Origin of the sequence: Kyrpidia sp. (assembly GCF_023512215.1) — a bacterium.
Taxonomy (GTDB): domain Bacteria; phylum Bacillota; class Bacilli; order Kyrpidiales; family Kyrpidiaceae; genus Kyrpidia; species Kyrpidia spormannii.
This window is the reverse complement of the sequence record NZ_JAILZZ010000023.1, coordinates 13033-30043: the sequence shown is the minus strand read 5'-3', so window position 1 is coordinate 30043 and position 17011 is coordinate 13033. Positions and strand designations below refer to the sequence as shown.

Here is a 17011-nt window from a genome sequence, read left to right as displayed (position 1 = left end):
ATTCATTAGCTGAATACATCGGCAACGACCACAGATAATTCCCGAATCAAATCCCGTTCAAAGGGCTGAGCCAATTCGCACCCCTCAGGATCGTAGAGGACACGAACTCGGGGCCGCTGGGGAAACCCTCGGGGAATCTCCGTTACGACGCCGACCTCTCCAGTGCTCAAACGCACAGTTTGTCCCACCGGATAGATCGCAACCTGCCGGACAAAAATCTTGACCAATTCACTGTCGTACCAGGTTCCACATCCCGCCATGATATATTCATAAGCCTCGTGGGGCAAGAACCCCGGGCGGTAGACCCGGTGTGATGTCATGGCATCGTAAACGTCTGCAATTGCCGCAATCCTTCCGAAAAGATGCTGCTCATTCCCCTTCAGCCCCAGGGGATAGCCACTACCGTCTATACGCTCGTGGTGCTGTAGGGCCACCTGGGCGCTCGGGATCGATATCGCATCCAGTCGCTGAAGAATTTCATATCCATAAGTCGTGTGACGCTTGACCAGGTCATATTCCTCACGGGTGAGTTCGGCGGGCTTATTCAAAATTTCTGGTGCGATACGGAGCTTCCCCACATCGTGAAGCAGAGCTCCAATTCCGAGATCCCGGAGCTGCCCATTGGTTAGCCCAGCCTCAATTCCCAATCCGATGGACAGAATGGCAACGTGCACTGAATGATGATAAAGAAAGCCGTCTGCGGTGTAGATATCTGCCACCTGTTGGAGAATCTCGGGATTCTCCCGCACCACTTCGACCAGATCATTCACCACACCGCGTATGGATGCCGCCTGTTTCTGCAGGACGAAACGCTTCGTTACTTCGTCCCCCTCGGTCAGGCGGTGCATGACCTCCCGCACCACCTCCACCGCCCGTCTCCGAAGTTCAGGGGCAAGGGGGTCACCAAATACCACGTCCGCTGTCCGAGCGTCTTCCAGATATAAGGCATACACTCCCAGTTCCTTTAACCTCCGAATCATCGTCGCCGTCATGGGCACCCCGACTCCCACGAGAACCCGTCCCTCCCCGTCATAAACAGGTCGGGCCAAGCAATCCCCTGGCACCAGACGATTCACTGACGTCAACCGCACAACCTGCTCCCCCTCACCCCGTCCCCAGCTTGTCCTTCAATATGACAAAGGGCGCCTCGGTCGGCACCCTACGCGTTACCCTTGGCGAGGCGGAGTCTTGTTTTCCTCGGCTGGCGCCTCCTCATGCGGAGATGCCGGATCCCCGCCGCCCTCCTGATCAGGATTGCGCGGTTGAATGGTTACGCGGACATCGGTTTTCTTATCGATGATCTGCCCGTGCTCCATCAACTGTTTAATTTCATCTTCATCCACTGTCTCCCGCTCCAGCAAGGTTTGCGCCAATAGTTCCAACTTGTCCCGATGCTCGCTGAGTACTTGTTCTGTCTGCCGATAGCATTCATCGATGATTCTGCGCATCTCTTTATCGATCTCATAGGCGATGGCATCGGAATAGTTTTGTTCATGAGCGATGTCCCGGCCGAGAAACACTTGCCCCTGCCGGTGTCCGAACTGCATCGGCCCCAACTTGTCACTCATGCCGAACTCAGTCACCATACGACGGACAATTTCCGTGGCTTTTTCCAGGTCATTGTGTGCGCCAGTGCTGATCTCACCTAGCACCATCTGCTCGGCTACCCGCCCGCCGAGAAGACCCGACACCCGATCGAGAATCTCGGAACGGGTCATAAAATACCGGTCTTCCTTCGGCAACATCACGGTATACCCTCCGGCCATTCCCCGGGGGATAATGGTCACCTTGTGGACCGCATCGGCATTCTTGAGAAAATACCCGACAACCGCGTGGCCCGCTTCATGGTAAGCCACGATCTTTTTCTCCACCGGACTGATTACCCGGCTCCGCTTCTCGGGTCCGGCGATGACCCGGTCAATGGCATCTTCGACTTCGGTCATGTTAATGGTTTTTTTGCTGCGCCTCGCGGCCAACAGCGCAGCTTCATTTAACAGGTTCTCTAAATCCGCCCCGGTAAACCCCGGAGTCCGCCTTGCGATTACGTCGAGGGATACGTCGGGTCCCAGCGGTTTGTTGCGGGCATGCACCTTAAGAATCTGTTCCCGACCCTTCACATCCGGGCGATCCACAGTGATCTGGCGATCGAACCGTCCAGGTCGAAGCAAGGCAGGGTCGAGAATATCCGGACGGTTTGTAGCAGCTATGATAATGATCCCCTCGTGGCCGCTGAAGCCGTCCATCTCGACGAGCAGTTGGTTTAAGGTCTGCTCCCGTTCATCGTGGCCTCCGCCAAGGCCCGCGCCACGGTGGCGGCCCACGGCGTCGATCTCGTCGATAAAGATAATGCATGGAGCATTTTTCTTCGCCGTCTCAAACAAGTCCCTGACCCGGGACGCGCCGACGCCCACGAACATCTCAACAAAATCGGATCCGCTGATACTAAAAAAAGGAACTCCCGCCTCCCCGGCCACCGCCCGGGCCAGCAGCGTTTTCCCCGTCCCCGGAGGCCCTACCAGGAGAATCCCCTTTGGGATTCGGGCACCTAGACTGGAGAAACGCCGCGGATCCTTCAAAAACTCCACAACCTCCTCCAACTCGGCCTTTTCCTCGTCGGCCCCCGCCACGTCATTAAAAGTGACTTTTTTCTTGTCGTCGGTAAACATCTTGGCCCGGGCTTTGCCAAAGTTCATCACCCGGGTCCCGCCACCCTGGGCTTGATTGAACAGGAAGAAAAACAGCACGAAGATCAACACAATCGGCACAATGGACGTCAAGAAGCTCAACCACACCGATTCTTTCTGTGGCGGATTGATCTTGATTTTCGCGCCGGTGCTGGTTGCCAATTTATTCAAATCCTGAACAAATTGATCACTAAACAACGTCCGGGAGGTGAAGGTCCGACCATCGGTCAGCGTGCCTTGCACCCTGAGGGTGAGACCATCGGACGTCACATCCATGCTTTGAACGGAACCCTGTTGGACATACTTGATCAAATCGCTATATGTGATATCCTGCCGGTCTTGCTGGCCGGCAGTGAGGAAGTTAATGATGCCGACCGTCACCAAAAATATCAGCAAATAAAATGCGGCGCTCCGGAAGAATTTGTTCATTCCTGACCTCCTCTCGGCCACGGCGGAAACAATTGTACCATAGAGCCCCGGCCCTCTCAATCGAGAACCGGAGTTTATGTACGCGGCGTATCGGAGCCCCGGTACACATTCTCTTTTAAAATCCCCACATCCGGAAGATTACGGTAGCGCTCCGCATAATCGAGGCCGTAGCCGACAATGAACGCGTTGGGCACGGTGAACCCGCAATAGTCCGGCTCGATCGGGACCTGCCGCCGTCCGGGTTTATCAAAGAGTGCCGCAATCCTAACCGAGGCCGCGTTGCGCCGCACCAAAACGTCGCGGAGGTAAGCCAAAGTGAGGCCGGTATCGACGATATCCTCGACAATCAGCACATGTCGGCCATCCACATCCCGATCCAAGTCTTTGAGAATACGTACGACCCCTGAAGATCGAGTCGATGTTCCATAACTAGAGATTGCAATAAAGTCTATCTCCAGGGGGATCGTCATGCGTTTGACCAGGTCGGACATGAACATGACCGCCCCTTTGAGAACGCCGACCAACAACGGAAACTTTCCCCGATACTCCGCCGTCAACTGTTCCCCCATGTTCCGAATCCGCGCCAAGATCTGTTCCTCCGTATAAAGAACGGTTTCCAGATCCTTCATCATCAGTTTTTCCTCGTTCTCCTGTGGACCCACTCTCGAATCTCCTCGTTTGTCCATGTTGCCTCCACGTGCAAAATCCGCTGGGTGTCCTTGGTAACCGGCCAATGGGCAGACCGGCGCCAGCCGATAATCCAGAGGATCTCCCGCCCCGCCGCCAGTAAAGGCCACCGGTCCCGCAACTCCCGGGGTACCTTGTCGTCAATCCATACGTCTTTGATTTTTTTCGTGCCTCCAAGACCAAAGGGTGCAAACCGGTCCCCCGGAAGTCTCGATCGAATGAAAAGCGGGCGTCCCTCCATCCTCTCCCAATCAAAATCAGCCACGGCGGGAGTTGACGGTCCGACGCCCGGATCGTTTGCCGCTTCAGCCCTTGCCCGCAGCTCCCACTCCTGCCGGGAGACTACGGTTGCATCGATCGTCACGCCCAGGATCGGGCAAGAGGTACGCCCCGGCACCGACAACGGGATGGGGGATGCACTTAAAGGGCCAACCCCGATGGGGCGGCCTTCCTCGCCGAATCGGTCGAACACCAACTCGTCGTACACACGCCGTGCCCGCCAACCACCGGACAACCGCAACTCGCTTCCCGAGCGGCCGTGAAGGGCCAAGTTTCGCAGAGCTTCCACCTGAATCGCTCCCCACCCGGGCAACCGCTCAGAGGGATAATCTAATATTAGTGTAAGGACCCGGCGTTGTAAAGCCGCCGGCAGGTCGGAAAACCGCGGGATATCGATTCGATAATTCCCTGATCCCACCCTTACACACCGGTCTCGGGCCTCCAGGGCCATCGAGGTGAGTACCGCTTCATCTTCCTGTATCATCTGAGCCAAACGCGCCAAATGGTCTTTTACCCGGGGCTGATAATCCGTTTCGAGGAGAGGAATCAATTGCAGGCGGATTTTGTTGCGCAGATACTTCGTGGACCAATTCGAAGGATCCTCGCGATAAGGAATCCCGTGATCCGCTGCATAGGCGACCAGCTCCGCCTTCGTCACCTTGAGGAAAGGGCGCAGCCACCACAAATCCCCCGACCGCCGAACCTCGTTCATCCCCCCCAGACCCGTGGGTGAGGCGCCGCGAAGAAGTCGAAGCAACACCGTTTCCGCTTGATCATCCTGATGGTGGGCTAAAACCACCGCCTCAGCCCCTGCCTCCCGGGCGCACTGGGTCAACGCCTCATATCTCAACGCGCGCGCCGCCGCTTGGGGGGATTCGCCCGTTGCTCGAATTCGACCCGGAACATCCACGGCAACCCCGTGAAACGTCAAGCCCCGCCGGACTGCCTCAGCCTCGACAAACCGCTGTTCATCCTCGGATTCCGGCCGCATGCGGTGATCCACGTGGCACACCACCACACTGAATCCGAGGGCGCCGGACAACTGGCCGATTAAATCCATGGCGACCATGGAATCGACGCCCCCGGATACGGCCACCACCACCCGGCGAAGCGTTGGGAGCTCCCGATGCCTGTCAAACCAATCAATGAGCTTGTCGATCACGGGCTCGCCTCCCCAGCCCCCGAACCGCTGTGCCTGCGAATACCAGTCCAGCCGCGATGGCGCCGGCTAAAAACCCGGTCATGGTCCCGTCGGCTAGACCTTGCTGGTAATCCCCCGTTACAAAATCCCGCATAGTGGCGAAGGCGGTGATCCCAGGAACCAACGGAATGATGCCGCTTAGTTGAAACAACGTCGCAGGCATCCTCATCCGCCTGGCAAGCCCTTCCGCCAAAAATGCGGAACTGAGAGCCCCTGCAAAAGTTGACGCCACGGGGCCGATCCCCGCTGCTGACCCAATGCTGTAAACCGTCCAGGCCAGGGCACCGGCAAGGCCCGCCGGGAACAGCGCCCGAAGTGGAACGCCCGACAGTACAGCATAGCTCACCGTGGAAAGGAAACTCGCCAGCACCCCGGCCGCCGTTGGCCCCGTCATAATACGACCCCCAGTACTAACCCCACCGCCATGGCAATAGCCACTGCCGTAAGCAGCGCCTCGGTTCCCCGGGCCATGCCTGACAAGAGGTCCCCGGATAATAGATCTCGAATAGCCGTGGTCACCGCCACACCCGGAACCAGCGGGATGGTGGCGCCCACCACGATTTGACCGACCCGGCCCGGGCCGCCATCGAGAAACGCGGCTCCAACCCCGGCGGAGGAACCGATCATCGCACCCAGAAAAACGCGCAAAAAGTTGCCTCCCTGTCCCCTTGTGTTCCATTGGGAAACCAAGTGGGCCACAACCCCGCCCAGGGCCGATGGAAGCAAAACGCGCCAGTTCCCGGACATGAGAAAGCCATAGGAACCGGCGGAGACAAAAGCGGCCGCTGCCCGGAGCAGCGGGTGATAGAGGGGGCGTCGGCTCTCCAAGGCCGTCAACCGCTCCTGAATCTCAGATAACGACAGTTCCCCGCGAACGAACTGGCGAGACAGGTGATTCACTTCTGTCACCCGCTGCAGATCGGTACCCACCTGATGTACCCGGGTCAGGCGAGTCAAGGACGTCCCATCTTTTTCGAGGCAAATAAAAATTCCGGTGAGGGTGACAAAGGTGTCCACCCGGTCCACCCCCGCCGCCCGGGCCAGACGAGCAATCGTCTCCTCCACCCGGGATGTTTCCGCCCCGCTTCGTAAAAGAATGGACCCCGCCTGTAAACAGACGGCCATAATATGCTCCACGTGGTTCCCTTCCCGTCTCCTCGGTATCCCCGCTTTTATTGTACACGGGAGGGCCGTCAGAACAAAAGTCGTACCGGTACCGTTTTTGCTCCGAGATCTTTCCATCTGGGACTACCCGCTCACCCCCACCACCCGGCGACCATCGGCCGGTCGCTTGGGACGACGCAATTTTGGCACCCCGGGAAGATGGATCGTGGCCCATTCCGGTTCCGCGGGGTCGATTCGCGCCACCACCACGGTGGTATCGTCCGGAACTTCCCCCCGATTCATCCGAACCGCCATCTCCACCAAAAGGTCGGCCACCTCCTGGGGATCCCGGGACTCGATCCGCGCAATTTGCCGCAAGAGCCATGCCTCCCGTTCTTCCGTGTGCCGGGCAGCTTCGAAGACGCCGTCGGAGACCATGATCAACAGATCTCCCGGTTTTAGCGTCTCTTCGATCGCGTCGAAAGATAGGTTGTCGAGAATCCCGATCGGCAACCCCCGACCCTGGATCACAAAGACGTCGCCATCTCGCTTGACAAAGCTGGGAACCGCACCGATCTTGAGAAATTCGGTTCGAGCCGTAAACAAATCCACCAAGGCCAGGTCTAAAGTTGCGTACATCTCGTCCTTCGACCGGAGCATCAGTACGTCATTCACCGTACGGACGGACAGTTGCTCATCAAACCCCGCTTTTAACAATTGTTCCAGCATGCCAACCGCAGCTTTGGACTCCGCCTGGGCGCGCTCCCCGTTCCCCATACCGTCACTGATCGCCACCGCGAACTTGCCGTTGCCGACATCGAGCAGGGTATAAGAATCGCCGGACAGAATGGCACCACCCTTGGCCGCAGAGGCCACCCCGGCCCGGATCGCGAAAGATTTTGAAGAGGTGAACGACACGGTGCACGGTCCCTCCCCCCGGCTGCAGTGGATCCGCTCCACGGAAATCGGTTCGCCCACGATATCGGACAACAGGGGGGCAATCAATTTGGCTGATTCTTCATGGCCGGTGCACATCGCTTGGGTGATCTCAATGCTCACCTTCCCTTCTTCGAGACTGATGATATCCACTTGTTGAATGTGCAGGCCAATGTGTTCCAATGCCGCCAGGACATGCTCCTCTTGCTCCGATGCCGTGTTCACCTCCCGCTGAATCTCAGCGGCTAAATTGGTCATGATTTGAGAAACACCTTCAAGCTGGGCTCCCACCAATTCCCGGCTTTCCCGGATTTGTCGGTTCCAGAAGGCATCCCGGCGAATGACCTCAAGGGACTGCCAAAGGGCAGGAATCATGCGCTCCATTCGAATACAGCGTCGCCGAAGATCATCGGGTGCATCCCGGGACTGGATCGGCCCATCGATGTCCATAAGGGCGATCGCATCCGCCATTGCCCGATATGTCGCATAAAAGTCCCGTTCCCAGCAGACGTTGCGCCGGGCACAGGAGGCGCAAACCATCCTCGCCGATCGTTCCACCGCTTCGTTGAGCAGATCCTCCGGTTCCCGGGTGGACCGCTCGGCCCCACGGAAGGCCTGTCCCAGTTCATCGAACACCTCTGAAACCTCCCGGATTCGGGCGGCCATCATGTCCCGGGCCCGCCGCACGTAGTCTTGGCGGACCCCGGCATACTCCCGAGTTCCAGGGGTAAACCGGGCAGCATAATCGATCCAGGCACTCGGAGTCAAGGCGAACAGGAGGAAAGCGGCCACGGTCTCCTGCAACCCCAGAGACACCTGATGCCAATCCGAGGAGTAGGCGGTCAGCAGAATGGACCCGATCATCGCCCCCAGACCGACGCCAATTTTTTTGCCTTCTTGGAGCAGGCCGGCCAGCAATCCGGAAAAGGCGAGGACCCCGATTTCGTAGATCGACGCCATATTCCCCAAAGTCATGAGGATCCCGGTGACTACGCCCACGGCTGCCCCGAGCCCACTTCCTCCGATCACGGCGAAGATCAGGAGCAAGTACCGGCTGAGAACGGCGTCAAGAGACACCCCGTGAACCGCAATCCCCTGCATACCGGTCAACACCGATCCAAACAGGATCACGAGGCACAGAATCTCCTCCGCCCGTAAAGGCCGCACCCGGGCCCGGTGGCTCAGGACCGGGATGGCCTGCAGGAAAATCATGCTGAGGATCCCCGCGAGCACGGCGTCCAATCCCACCACCGCCCAGGTAAAGGGGTTCCCTCCTCCTGCAATGGCCGCGTCCAATCCTTTGACCAGGATGTCAGTTCCAATGACGGCCACGGGCACTTCCACCGAACCCAGCCGTTGCCGACGGGACAGCCACCCAAAAACCATGCGGTACGCCGTCAACGTGGTCAACACGACAAACACTCGATGCGGATCCTCTGAAACCGTGGCCACCCCCGCCAAAATACTGAGAAACACCAGGGGGGCAGCCGTTCTGCGACTTCCCAGGACCACAGCGTAATAGGCCAGGGAAAAAGGAGACAAAAGGCCGACAATCCATGCCCGGCCAAGAAAGAACCCAATCGCGGCCAGCAGGATGCGAATGCCCCACACCAGAGAAAAATGCTGACTCATTCGCCTGGACCGGTCGACGATCCCCTTAACCCAATTTGCGCCCCAGCGCACCCGGCGATCGTTCACCATTTGCTTTGCCATCCTCTCCACCACCCGTTGTTAGAGTAGGGTCATTATAGGACAAGCCGGAGCAAGAAGGGTGTCAAACCGCGTCGGCGCCAATGAAAAAAGTTCCGACATTTTCCTCGACAGGTCCCGTTATTTCGCGCCGAGTTTTGCCGTTTCCTTCGACAATCCGGGAACACGTGATTTCACTGCCTCGACACGACCGGCTCAATTCCGGTAAAATGAAGGAGAAATGAAAGAGAAAGAGGGCCGCACCGTGCGACACCAATCGTCACATTCGCGTAAATCGTGGGATTGTTATTTTATGGATATCGCTTACATGGCGGCCACCCGAGCAACGTGCCCCCGACGACAAGTGGGGGCCGTCCTGGTTCAGGACCGCAAATTAATGGGGAGTGCCTATAACGGGGCACCAGCAGGGGTAACAGATTGCTACGAGGGAGGATGTCTGCTGGTAGACGTTTATGAGAAGAACCCGGCAGGCGAAATCGTTCAGAAGCAACACTGCATCCGCACAATTCACGCCGAACAGAACCTCATTCTCTTCACCGACCGCGCTCAGCGCCTCGGATCTACGGTGTATGTCACCGATTCGCCTTGCTGGACCTGTGCCAACATGTTGGCCAACAGCGGCATTGCCGAAATCGTGTACCATCGCCCCTATGAAAAGGACCTGGAGAAGGTCTCCCGCCTTCTCCAGGAAAAAGGAATCGGATTCCGCCGGCTGGAAACTTATCAACCTCCCCGTGTCCATTTCGAAAGGATTGGCGACTGACAGGCTCCCTCCCGGAAGCCCCGGCGTATATATGCAGGTAAGACCAGCCCGGGGAGGGATTCCAATGCCCAGTTGGCTGCGCAATCAACTGGCAAAAGCGTTCCGGGAGAAAGACAAGCGGTCAGTGATCATGCTCAACCGAGTATTTTATAAATACCGGGCCCATCTTGAAGCAGACCCGTGAGCCCTGGACGGTTCGCGCCGGGCTCACGGGTCAACCACGAATCACACTTCCGTGATTTCCAGCCGTCCCGTCCGCAGATCCACATCCACTGTGCAGGCGGGCACCTGTTGGGGAGCCCGGAGGATGATCTCTCCTCGGCGGCGGACAATCCGGCCGCCTTCTGCCAATCGGGTGGGCACGCGAATATCCGCCACCCCGATTCCCGTTTTCAGCGTACCGTCCAGGGCAGTCCCTTTGGGTACAGTCCAGGAAATCCTTCCGTTGACCACCCGGATTTCCACTCGACCATCCGGGGCTGGCGCAACTTGCTCCAGCTCTACGGCACCATTGGTGGTCATCAACTCCACCACCTGCGCTTGAACCAACTCGATCCGAATCCTGCCGTTCGTTTGGCGAACCGCTAACCGGTCAAAAGGTGCCTCCGGAACCCGGACCGTCACATGAGCCCCCCGAACCACTTCCGCCTCATCGTCGACGATAAACTTCACTTCCCCGCCCTCTGCGCGCCAACAAGCATCCAAGGGGTTCCCTTCCCCCGTCCAGCTGCCGCCGTCAGAAACTTGAGCCCGGACATGAAGTTCCACGTCTTCGCGCCGTTCGGCAACCACCCGCACGTTCCCGTGAAGGGTTCGAATCTCCAGAGCGGAGAGCGGCCCCGGGCCCCGATACACCTGTTCAACCACGGCGCCCCCGATCTCCCAGCGCCCGAACCATTCCGGCAATGCAGCCAGGGACTCCATCGCCTGCTGAAGTTCTTTTCCCAATTTCTCCGACATCTGCCTTCCGAGATCCCGCACATTGCGAGCTGCATCCTGCCACACCGGGCCGAAATCCCACGTGCGACCCCGGGTGCTCCAAGAGCTTTCCTTCCCCGTGTCCCCGAGCGCTCGAAGAAGGCGTTCTGCTTCTTCCGCGGTGATTTGCCCTTTCTCCATCATCCGAAGGATCATCATTCGCTCCTCACGCATGGGTGCCCCTTCCTTTCGAGATGTTCTCCAGTTCTTGGATCGCTTCGTCCACCGATAATTCGCCAGCCTCTAGCGCTTGAAGAACACTCGCCGCCTCTCCGACGCTTCCACCGGTTCCCGCAGCCTCTCCCTCTTCCAACCCGAGAACCCGGAGGATCTGCTCCAATCGGGCCCGAATTGTGGGATAAGAAACTCCGAGCTCGCGCTCCATCTCCCGAAGGTTGCCCCGGACTTTCAAGAAACGCAGGACAAAATCCCACTGATCCGGCTTTAGGCGCATCCATGGCCCGGGACTGAAATGGCCCCGGATCACGGTGCCGCACCTCTCGCACTCCAGTTCCGCCACTGTCAACTCTCCAAAACAAGCGGGACATTGCGACACCCACCCGCTCATGGCCGGACCTCCATATCCTTTATCTTTTCCTTTAACATTGTTTATTCTACAATCAACATCTCTGAGATGCAATGGGCATATCTCTGATCTTGAGATCATGAATCATAAAAGGGCACGAGCGCGTCGCCCATGCCCTTCTCACAAACAAAAAAACCCCTCACGGGGTACGCGTTACTCATGCTGGTGGCGGAGGAGGGATTCGAACCCCCGACACTGCGGGTATGAACCGCATGCTCTGACCACCTGAGCTACTCCGCCTTGGTTGCGGGGGCAGGATTTGAACCTGCGACCTTCGGGTTATGAGCCCGACGAGCTACCGGACTGCTCCACCCCGCGCTAGTCACAAAATTAATCATACTGCAGCACCAAATCCATGTCAAGATATAAAAAGCCTGCCCACCATAAAGAAGGCACCTGCACGGTGCCGGAAAAAGACCGAATCAGACCAGTTGAAAGGAGACGGATCAAGGATTACCCGCGCCGGCCGCCGCGGCCACCACGTTTGGCTTCACTGCGCTTCAACGCTTGTAACCGCTCTTCGCTGTCTTTCATAAACCGATTCAACTTGTCCTCAAACGACATACGGGACGACCGCGACCTTGGGTGACGATCTCGCCCATGCTCGCGTCCCCCCTGGGAACCTCGATGTTCGGCAGCAGATCCTTCCTTAGCCTGACGGATGGAGAGCCCGATCTTCCCGTTCGGATCCACGTGAATAACCTTCACCGTCACGGTGTCGTTGATCTTCAAGTAGTCGCGGATATCTCGAACATAGGTGTCGGCGATCTCCGAAATATGCACCAAGCCCGTGACGCCACCGGGAAGAAGGACGAATGCGCCAAAATGCGTGATCCCCGTCACTTTCCCTTCAAGTTTGCTGCCTAATTCAATTGACATGTTAAGGGAAGTTCCTCCTTAGAAAATGAGAAAGATGACCGGTATAAATTATAGCGAGGGGACGAAAAATGTGTCAAGGTGTTGCAGAGTTCTGAGTCGTAAATAAAATCTCACCAGGCTTGGCCATGTGGAACTGTTGGCGGGCCAAATCGGCGACGTACTGATCTTGCTGAAGAAGACGCACCTGCTCCTTTAATGCTTGGTTTTGCTGTTGTGCCCGCTGCAACTTTGCGTTGGCTTGTTCTTGCTGGGCTTCCAGGCTCCTCATCTTGGGCCATTGCACAAACACCGCCGTGTACCCTGCCCAAGCGAGTACAGATAAAAGAAAGAGGTAGCGGAGCTTGAGACGCGGCAACCGCCAGCGACGGCCCTTTCTCCGCCCGGTCAGGCGTATGACATTCTCGCGGCGACGTCGAACCATCTCACGCGTCATGCCTCTCACCTCTTTCCATCGTCCTGTGCTCCCACCGTCCTGCGCAACATTCACCCTTTCTTCACCGAGCGCTTAATCCAACGTCCGATCCAGGACCACAGGCCGCGAATTCCCCTGCTCCGCTCTGCCGACTTGGTAGGATCTTTAGTCTTTAGGCGTTTTTGAACCCGCCCGGTCACAAAACCTAAGGGCCACAGGATTATATTCTCAAACAATGAGAGAATATGCAAGATCCCTTCAAGGGTTCGTATCACCAAGCGAAAGATCCCCAGCACGGGTTGCCAGACCGCGATCATCCATAGTCTGTATCCGACCCGGGCACAATATGTCAGAACCCTGACGATCCCTTCCACCGACCGAACGACCGTCGGGTGGAACCACACTCGGTACAAACCGAACCCGAGGCCCATAACGGCAAAAAAGCTGAGGCGCATTTCCCCGTCCGATGTCACCAGCAGCACCCAAAACACTCCGGCGAGGGCAGCCGCCCAGAAAGCCACATCGGCAAGGGGGATTAACCACCGCCATCCCCTGCGCCCTTGGAGAATCGTGTTGTAAAGATCATACCCCGCACCGAGGGCAGCTCCGCACCCCGCTAACGCGGCCACCACCAGCCACTGACCCTGAAGCGGCATCTCCCGCCCTCCTCGCCCCGGGATTAACGAAACAGCTTGGTCAGCCATCCCTTGGCCCGTTCGGCGGGGCCCGGCCCGTCGTCATCATACCCCATTTCGAATACAACCCCTTCGATGATGACGATGCCGTCTTCCAGATTCAGTGTCTTAATATGCAGATTCTCGCCCCGTATGGCCAGAAAACCGTACGGGGTCTGAAGGACAAATTGCTCGCTGTCGAAACTCTCCACTTGCAGGACGCCGGTCACCTCGACGTATTGGCGATTGGCCATATTCACGTGGTGCCTCGGCGCCGGCTTGGTGACCCTCCCTTTTTCGTCGGCCATCCCGTCTCCCTCCCGACTCGGACATGTCACCTTATCCTATGCCGGGCTTGGACGACTCAGAACGCTCTCCCAGAGACCAGCCATCTCGACGAAGGTACGATAGGGCCGCCAGCATCCAGAAGGGAAACATCACCTGTTGCAGTTCCCAAAGATTGTTAAAGGCATCCATCACAACGATAGCCAGAATCAGGGCCAACCCCGCATATCGAATCTTCCCTCCTGCTTTCCAGGACTTCCACAACAGGACGAGGTGGATCAAGCCAAAGGAGAGGAACCCCAAGAGACCGGTCTCAATGATGATCCGGTTGTACTGACTGTCCGAATACATGTCAGTGGGCATGTGATAGCGTTTCGCGAGATCTTTAACGACCGTCCCACCGCCCCCGAACGTCCCGGACCCATAGCCGAGCAATGGCCGCTCCTTAACCGTATTGAGGGCGATCTTCAGGATAAATAACCGCCCGTTAAACATACTGTTGCCAATTTCGCGTTGAGACAGGGTTTTTGTCACCCGGTTAAAGGGGTTGGCCCCCAGATGCTCGCCAAAGCCGAGATGTGCCAGAGGAGGCCCGAAGGTGAGGTTCACCACAACAATGAGTGCCGTGATGATGGCCCCGATGCCCAGTATCTTTGCCCACTGCCGCCAAGGCAATAACCGCCATGCCGCAATGAGGCCGACGACAAACCCAAGCCAACCACTGCGGGAGAACGTGTAATAGAGAACCGGCAGAATGGCAGCCATCCACGGTCGGTGTTTCTCGGGCAAAACGAGGATGCCGAGAAAGAACATGATAACCAGATACGACGCCAATGTATTCGGGTTCTCCAGCAGAGACATAATCCGTCCGGCATTGATGCCTGTCAAGGCCTCGATCCAAGCCTTTGGCTCAGGCCATCCCAAAGCCTGCAGGAACCCCACGAAGAGGATCAATCCCAGCGTCACACCGGATGCCCACATCGCACGGCGAAGCCACACGGCGTCCACAGGCAGGCGGGCCATCACAAAACCGACCACGTAAACCACGAACAATCCGCGCATGGTCGCCCCAAAGCGAAGAAACGAGGTGTGATTGACCACCATCGAAAGGAAAGACACTAGTACAAAGAGGAGCACGGCGTAATCGATCCACTGAAACCGAAAACCTTTAATTCCCTTGGCAGCCCATAAACACGCCACGAGAACGACCACTAATATGTCCGTGCCAAAGCGGAAGGCCAAACTCGCCACCCGGCCCAAGTGAACGGGCGTAAACGCCAGCGGCCCGTAATCGATGAGGAAGAATCGCAAAGGGATATAAATGGCCAGCACCGTCACGATGATCCAAGCCAGCCGTACGGCGCCGCGCCTGAAATCCGTTGCCACATCGATCATCTCCTTAGTTGCCCGTCCCTTGACGGCCCTGTGCCGGGTTCCATTCTATCGAAAGACGGCCTCTTTGGAAAGAGAGGCCATCTGCCACACCCGCCAAGCTCTTTCGAGAAATCGCCGCCTGCGCCCGAATCCGAAGATTTTCCTTTTTGAAATTCAAGGACCGCCTCCCTCCCGCCTGATCCTGGGAATCCTTTCCTGAACCTTTTCCCACATTTCCCGCAGCCGCCGCCGAATGTCTGAATCCATGGCCACTATGGCCAATCCCGCCCCCATCTCAAGGACGGGCATACCAACAAAAGGAGACCAATCGCGTACCCAGAGGAACCCCAGAAACACGGCTGCCGCCGCCACCGCCGCGTTCCTTGCTGCGCCTTGCAAGAGAAGACGCCAACCTGTGGGGTTCATCAGTACAAACCCGATCATCGACAGACATTCGACAACCAAGGCCGCCAAGGCACCTCCGGTGCTCCCCCAACGCGCCCCGAGAACCGCGTAGGCCGCGGCACCGACGACCAGGACGGCGACGAGCACCGCTGTCCTTCGGGATTGCATCCCCTTCGTTGTCAAGGCATCCGCCAAGGGGTAATTGATGGATTGCATAAAAACCATCCACGATAGTATTGTCAGCGCTGGAGCTGCGTCTGCCCACCGCGGCCCAAACAACAGGTGTATCCACCAGGCCGGGTAAAGCAAAAAAGGCAACGCCATCATCACCCCAAGAGCACTCATCATTTTCAATTCCAGAACGTTAAGACGGAGGTGCGCATCTTCATCTCGTCGGTTCCCGTGGGCAAACAGTTGGGGATAATAGGCCTCCGCCAATACCCCGGGGATCTGGTACAACACCGAGGGAATGCGAAAGGCTGCGGCAAAATACCCCACCGCGACGAGGTCGGTCACCCGCTCTAAAACCAGGGGGCCCATCTGGTTCAGCAGCATGATCACCAGCCCCCCAAGGGTGAAAGATCCCAGCCCCCGAAGAAGAGACCGGTCCCAGCCGGAAAAAAAAGACACCCTGTGACCCACCAGCCATAAGCTGAGAAGCCCCCCCGCCACCGCCGCCAGCCCGTAGATCGGCGCGAGAAAATCCAAAGGCCAACGCAAAGCCATCCCGAGAAACAGGGCACCGGCGGAGAGCAGACCCGCCACCGCGCGAATGAGCGCCGTATACTGCATTTTCTGCACCACTTGAAAATATACGGCACCTACGCCCTGAAAGGCCGCCCCGAGAATCGTCGGCATCACCACCCAGTATAAGACACGGCGCATTCCCGGATCGGGATACAGACTTTGCACCACCGCCACCGAGACCACCGCCGTGCCCAGGCCGAACAACAGGCGGATTTTGAAAAATCCGGCCAATAGACGGCCCAGATCCGCGCCGGGCTTTGTGCCATCCCGAATAAAGGTGTGAGATAATCCGAGGTCGGTGAAATACCCAGTTACAACAGAAAATGCCAATGCCACACTCAGAATGCCGTAATCCTTCGCTCCGAGGTAGCGAGCCACCAGAATCGCTGCCACTGCCCCCACCAATCGAACCAGGACATTGCTGGCGAAGAGATAGACGGCATTCTTGAGGATTCGCATTCCGCTCAATGGATGTACAGCCCTTTTCGTAAGATTTCCGCTGCCACCGCCGGGTGCAACGGACAAAGGGATGGGCAAAGCGAAGGCGCCGCGACGCGGCGCCCCCGCCCCATCCCCCTTGGTCTTGAACCGTGCAGGCGAGTCACTCCGGCCCTGATCCCGACTGGGCCCGCCAATCTTCCAGCACGGTGAACAATGCGGTGCTTTCATCTTTGGGTACATGGTCCCGCAGGTCCACCACCCGCACCTTCATCATCCTCCCGCCATAGGCGATCGTGAGTACGTCACCCACGTTCACCTCGGATCCCGCTTTGCCCGGCCGGCCATTAATCTGTACGCGCCCTTGGTCGCATAACTCTTTGGCCACGGTGCGCCGCTTGACCAGGCGAGAGACTTTGAGGAATTTATCCAATCGCACC

Annotated in this window: 18 protein-coding genes and 2 tRNA genes; 2 read left to right on the top strand and 18 right to left on the bottom strand. The window is 57.7% G+C overall.

Annotation, left to right across the window (positions count from 1 at the left end; genetic code table 11):
* Positions 1-5: 5 nt before the first annotated feature.
* The 7 genes from K6T64_RS09660 to spoIIE all read right to left on the bottom strand — a co-directional run bounded on the left by K6T64_RS09660 (position 6) and on the right by spoIIE (position 9033).
* Positions 6-1091: an HD-GYP domain-containing protein gene (locus tag K6T64_RS09660; protein WP_288009884.1), complete on the bottom strand. Its 1086-nt coding sequence runs from the start codon at positions 1089-1091 to the stop codon at positions 6-8.
* Between the two features lie 75 nt (positions 1092-1166).
* Entirely contained in the window at positions 1167-3113 is a 1947-nt protein-coding gene (gene ftsH / locus K6T64_RS09655) for an ATP-dependent zinc metalloprotease FtsH (protein WP_100666508.1), read from the bottom strand.
* Positions 3114-3187: 74 nt separating this feature from the next.
* Entirely contained in the window at positions 3188-3745 is a 558-nt protein-coding gene (hpt, locus tag K6T64_RS09650; protein WP_100669073.1) for a hypoxanthine phosphoribosyltransferase, read from the bottom strand.
* The gene (gene tilS / locus K6T64_RS09645; RefSeq protein ID WP_288009883.1) at positions 3745-5241 is read right to left on the bottom strand and encodes a tRNA lysidine(34) synthetase TilS; all 1497 of its coding nucleotides are present in this window, start codon (positions 5239-5241) and stop codon (positions 3745-3747) included. The genes hpt and tilS overlap by 1 nt, the downstream gene beginning before the upstream one ends.
* Entirely contained in the window at positions 5222-5674 is a 453-nt protein-coding gene (locus tag K6T64_RS09640) for a threonine/serine exporter family protein (RefSeq protein ID WP_100666506.1), read from the bottom strand. The genes tilS and K6T64_RS09640 overlap by 20 nt, the downstream gene beginning before the upstream one ends.
* Positions 5671-6417 carry a threonine/serine exporter family protein gene (locus tag K6T64_RS09635; RefSeq protein ID WP_288009881.1) on the bottom strand — a complete coding sequence of 249 codons (747 nt, stop codon included), beginning with the start codon at positions 6415-6417 and terminating at the stop codon, positions 5671-5673. Before K6T64_RS09635 ends, K6T64_RS09640 begins: the two co-directional genes overlap by 4 nt.
* 111 nt (positions 6418-6528) lie before the next feature.
* Positions 6529-9033 (bottom strand): stage II sporulation protein E, encoded by a 2505-nt coding sequence (gene spoIIE, locus K6T64_RS09630; RefSeq protein ID WP_288009876.1) that lies wholly within the window; start codon positions 9031-9033, stop codon positions 6529-6531.
* A gap of 241 nt (positions 9034-9274) precedes the next feature.
* On the opposite strand from spoIIE, the gene K6T64_RS09625 reads away from it, so the two are divergent.
* A complete protein-coding gene (locus K6T64_RS09625; RefSeq protein ID WP_269148830.1) occupies positions 9275-9793 on the top strand; it encodes a deoxycytidylate deaminase in 519 nt (172 codons plus the stop codon).
* A 64-nt stretch (positions 9794-9857) separates the two neighbouring features.
* A complete protein-coding gene (gene cmpA, locus K6T64_RS09620) occupies positions 9858-9977 on the top strand; it encodes a cortex morphogenetic protein CmpA (protein WP_013074162.1) in 120 nt (39 codons plus the stop codon).
* Between the two features lie 41 nt (positions 9978-10018).
* On the opposite strand, the gene K6T64_RS09615 is transcribed toward cmpA, so the two are convergent.
* The 11 genes from K6T64_RS09615 to K6T64_RS09565 form a co-directional block, all read right to left on the bottom strand.
* On the bottom strand, positions 10019-10945 hold the full coding sequence (locus K6T64_RS09615) for an SHOCT-like domain-containing protein (protein ID WP_288009873.1): 927 nt from the start codon (positions 10943-10945) through the stop codon (positions 10019-10021).
* Positions 10938-11339 carry a DUF2089 domain-containing protein gene (locus K6T64_RS09610; RefSeq protein WP_100666501.1) on the bottom strand — a complete coding sequence of 134 codons (402 nt, stop codon included), beginning with the start codon at positions 11337-11339 and terminating at the stop codon, positions 10938-10940. The genes K6T64_RS09615 and K6T64_RS09610 overlap by 8 nt, the downstream gene beginning before the upstream one ends.
* Positions 11340-11520: 181 nt before the next feature.
* Positions 11521-11597: transfer RNA gene (locus tag K6T64_RS09605), tRNA-Met, on the bottom strand.
* Position 11598: 1 nt separating this feature from the next.
* Positions 11599-11675: transfer RNA gene (locus K6T64_RS09600), tRNA-Met, on the bottom strand.
* Between the two features lie 135 nt (positions 11676-11810).
* Entirely contained in the window at positions 11811-12236 is a 426-nt protein-coding gene (locus K6T64_RS09595; RefSeq protein WP_100666500.1) for a S1 domain-containing RNA-binding protein, read from the bottom strand.
* Positions 12237-12309: 73 nt separating this feature from the next.
* Positions 12310-12669: an FtsB family cell division protein gene (locus tag K6T64_RS09590; RefSeq protein ID WP_100666499.1), complete on the bottom strand. Its 360-nt coding sequence runs from the start codon at positions 12667-12669 to the stop codon at positions 12310-12312.
* Between the two features lie 50 nt (positions 12670-12719).
* Complete coding sequence (gene yabQ / locus K6T64_RS09585; protein WP_288009871.1) at positions 12720-13304, bottom strand: spore cortex biosynthesis protein YabQ; 585 nt, start codon at positions 13302-13304, stop codon at positions 12720-12722.
* Between the two features lie 23 nt (positions 13305-13327).
* The gene (gene yabP, locus K6T64_RS09580; protein ID WP_100666497.1) at positions 13328-13630 is read right to left on the bottom strand and encodes a sporulation protein YabP; all 303 of its coding nucleotides are present in this window, start codon (positions 13628-13630) and stop codon (positions 13328-13330) included.
* 31 nt (positions 13631-13661) lie between these two features.
* Complete coding sequence (locus tag K6T64_RS09575) at positions 13662-14993, bottom strand: O-antigen ligase family protein (RefSeq protein ID WP_157935323.1); 1332 nt, start codon at positions 14991-14993, stop codon at positions 13662-13664.
* Between the two features lie 162 nt (positions 14994-15155).
* The gene (locus K6T64_RS09570; RefSeq protein WP_288009899.1) at positions 15156-16592 is read right to left on the bottom strand and encodes an oligosaccharide flippase family protein; all 1437 of its coding nucleotides are present in this window, start codon (positions 16590-16592) and stop codon (positions 15156-15158) included.
* A gap of 142 nt (positions 16593-16734) precedes the next feature.
* Positions 16735-17010, bottom strand: coding sequence for an RNA-binding S4 domain-containing protein (locus tag K6T64_RS09565; protein ID WP_100666494.1), 276 nt, complete (start codon positions 17008-17010; stop codon positions 16735-16737).
* Position 17011: the final 1 nt, after the last annotated feature.

Excerpts from the sequence above, each read along its gene's own strand:
- ftsH (WP_100666508.1), bottom strand. The coding sequence starts at position 3,113 with ATGAACAAATTCTTCCGGAGCGCCGCATTTTATTTGCTGATATTTTTG.
- hpt (WP_100669073.1), bottom strand. The coding sequence starts at position 3,745 with ATGATGAAGGATCTGGAAACCGTTCTTTATACGGAGGAACAGATCTTG.
- K6T64_RS09640 (WP_100666506.1), bottom strand. The coding sequence starts at position 5,674 with ATGACGGGGCCAACGGCGGCCGGGGTGCTGGCGAGTTTCCTTTCCACG.
- spoIIE (WP_288009876.1), bottom strand. The coding sequence starts at position 9,033 with ATGGCAAAGCAAATGGTGAACGATCGCCGGGTGCGCTGGGGCGCAAAT.
- cmpA (WP_013074162.1), top strand. The coding sequence starts at position 9,858 with ATGCCCAGTTGGCTGCGCAATCAACTGGCAAAAGCGTTCCGGGAGAAA.
- K6T64_RS09615 (WP_288009873.1), bottom strand. The coding sequence starts at position 10,945 with ATGCGTGAGGAGCGAATGATGATCCTTCGGATGATGGAGAAAGGGCAA.
- K6T64_RS09610 (WP_100666501.1), bottom strand. The coding sequence starts at position 11,339 with ATGAGCGGGTGGGTGTCGCAATGTCCCGCTTGTTTTGGAGAGTTGACA.
- K6T64_RS09595 (WP_100666500.1), bottom strand. The coding sequence starts at position 12,236 with ATGTCAATTGAATTAGGCAGCAAACTTGAAGGGAAAGTGACGGGGATC.
- K6T64_RS09590 (WP_100666499.1), bottom strand. The coding sequence starts at position 12,669 with ATGACGCGTGAGATGGTTCGACGTCGCCGCGAGAATGTCATACGCCTG.
- yabQ (WP_288009871.1), bottom strand. The coding sequence starts at position 13,304 with ATGCCGCTTCAGGGTCAGTGGCTGGTGGTGGCCGCGTTAGCGGGGTGC.
- yabP (WP_100666497.1), bottom strand. The coding sequence starts at position 13,630 with ATGGCCGACGAAAAAGGGAGGGTCACCAAGCCGGCGCCGAGGCACCAC.
- K6T64_RS09570 (WP_288009899.1), bottom strand. The coding sequence starts at position 16,592 with ATGCGAATCCTCAAGAATGCCGTCTATCTCTTCGCCAGCAATGTCCTG.